We start from the raw sequence: 1,937 nt of genomic DNA on the forward strand, positions 1-1,937 counted from the left end.
TTGAAACTCGCTCCGATGCTCTTCGTTCGTCCGGGCGAGTTGCGTCAGGCCGAGTGGACTCAATTCGATCTGGACAAGGGCGAATGGCGGTATCTCGTCAGCAAAACGAAGACGCAACACCTTGTCCCGCTCGCCGCGCAAGCCATCGTGATTCTGCGCGCCTTGCACGCTCTCACCGGCAGCGGTCGGTTCGTGTTCCCCGGCGCGCGTTCGGCGCAGCGCCCAATGAGCGAAGCGGCAATCAATGCCGCACTCCGGCGGCTCGGCTACGACACACGCACGGAGATAACCGGTCACGGCTTCCGCGCGATGGCGCGCACGATCTTGCATGAGGAGCTGGAGCAGAAACCGGAAGTCATCGAGCACCAGCTCGCGCACGCGGTCCCCGATAACCTCGGCTCGGCCTACAACCGAACGAAGTTCATCAAGGAGCGGCGCACGATGATGCAGGCGTGGGCGGACTATCTGGAGCGCATCAAGGCGGGCGCGCAGATCATCCCGATCGAGCAGGCAGCCGGGTGACACGATTCAAACATCGACCTTCCTCAACAGGTCGCGCTTCGCTGAGCATTTCTGAGCGTGTCGTTTCAATGCGAACCGCGAACGCGCGCGACTTGCGGAAACCGTGGATACCGCTCTGGATACCAGTGGTGGTTACCACGGCGCGAACCAGCCAAAACCGTGGTAACCATCGTGGTAACCACGGGCACGAATTACCCGCATCGGCGGCAACAATCGCTTTTGTCGCTTCGCGCCTTTGGTGCGCAGGTGCGTACTTATCTGCGCGGGAATTCGCGAGTAAGGTCGCTATACGCCATATCCGGCGGGCGTTACAGCGCTATGCGATGCGCGGAATAATGCGTATTTATCCGCGCAAGAATGCGTACTTATCCGCGCGGAAACGGATCTCGCAGTGAAGTCCTATTTTTTCGAGTGCTCGCCGCGCCGCTCTCGATCGGGTTCTCCGTAATGCGCAGCTCGGACTGGTGGTCCTCGTCGGTCACCACGTCCAGCACGATATCGCCGATGCTGCGCGCGCTGATCGTCGCGCGGCCGGCGGTGGCAAGCGCGAGCGTGCTTGTGAGTTCATCCAGCATTGTTCGCTTCTCCGTTCAGTGTCAGCGCACCGTGCGCCGCAGCGGACAGTGTGCGCCTCGCGCGCGCGTATGAGGCGTAAGAAAATTCGGGACGCGGCAGGCCGCTCTGGTTCCCGCGCCTGAGGTTTTAAGAGGTATTTCTGCGCTGTTTCGCGTGCGCCTCGCGCGTGCGTGGTGGACTTGCAAAATTCGGAATGATGGGGTTCGCGTGCGCGCGCGCGTGATGGACTCAAGAAATTCGGCGGGCGTGCAGGGTCAAGCCTTCGACGGCTCGATAAGCGCCGCCAGCGTGCGAATTTGCAGCGCCATCGCGAGAAAACGCGCCGCCCATCCGGGAATCGGTGTTGCCCCCTTGAGCCAGCGGCTTGGCGTGTTCTTGTCCACGTCCGCCATGCGGCAGAAGTCGGATTGTTTCCAGCCGAGCTGCGAGAGGGCGTTCTGGAATTCGTCGGGCGTCATCGTGCTTTTCCTTGCGCGCGCGTGAGAGTAATGGGGCTTCGAGCATACCATTTATCCCTTAAAGCGTAGATAAATCGCGATAACTTCCGCAACTTAACATAACGTCCAATTATCGAACTGTCGACATGGGGATAAGTTTTGTCCGCTTTACGGGAGACGCCCGCGTGTCGGCGCTATGCGGGCGATGGGAAGTTTGCCCATTTCGCAAGCGCTTGCCCGTCGCCGATTCGCCGCCGAGTTATCCACATGGCCCGGTCGTCGTCTACCACTAACCTGCGCGTGCGATGCTTATACCGAGCGGGTGAACGGTTGATTGCTTCGCCATGCTACCTATTCGCCCTTTCAACGCGACAGGGAGGCGAAATGCCGACGAAGGTGAGC

Annotated in this window: 3 protein-coding genes; 1 reads left to right on the forward strand and 2 read right to left on the reverse strand. The window is 60.5% G+C overall.

Translation table 11 applies throughout. The features are described 5' to 3' along the window. Window positions 1-522, forward strand: a 522-nt coding sequence (locus AWB75_RS36320; RefSeq protein WP_143746700.1) for a tyrosine-type recombinase/integrase, incomplete at its 5' end; no start/stop codon positions are given. Between the two features lie 365 nt (window positions 523-887). Here AWB75_RS36320 and AWB75_RS36325 read toward each other — a convergent pair. Together AWB75_RS36325 and AWB75_RS36330 are read right to left on the reverse strand one after the other, a co-directional pair. Then, complete coding sequence (locus tag AWB75_RS36325; protein ID WP_061128727.1) at window positions 888-1,097, reverse strand: phage baseplate protein; 210 nt, start codon at window positions 1,095-1,097, stop codon at window positions 888-890. 255 nt (window positions 1,098-1,352) lie between these two features. After that, a complete protein-coding gene (locus tag AWB75_RS36330) occupies window positions 1,353-1,556 on the reverse strand; it encodes a hypothetical protein (RefSeq protein WP_061128728.1) in 204 nt (67 codons plus the stop codon). Window positions 1,557-1,937 lie beyond the last annotated feature (381 nt).

The organism is Caballeronia catudaia (assembly GCF_001544755.2).
In the GTDB taxonomy this organism is placed as follows: Bacteria; Pseudomonadota; Gammaproteobacteria; order Burkholderiales; family Burkholderiaceae; genus Caballeronia; species Caballeronia catudaia.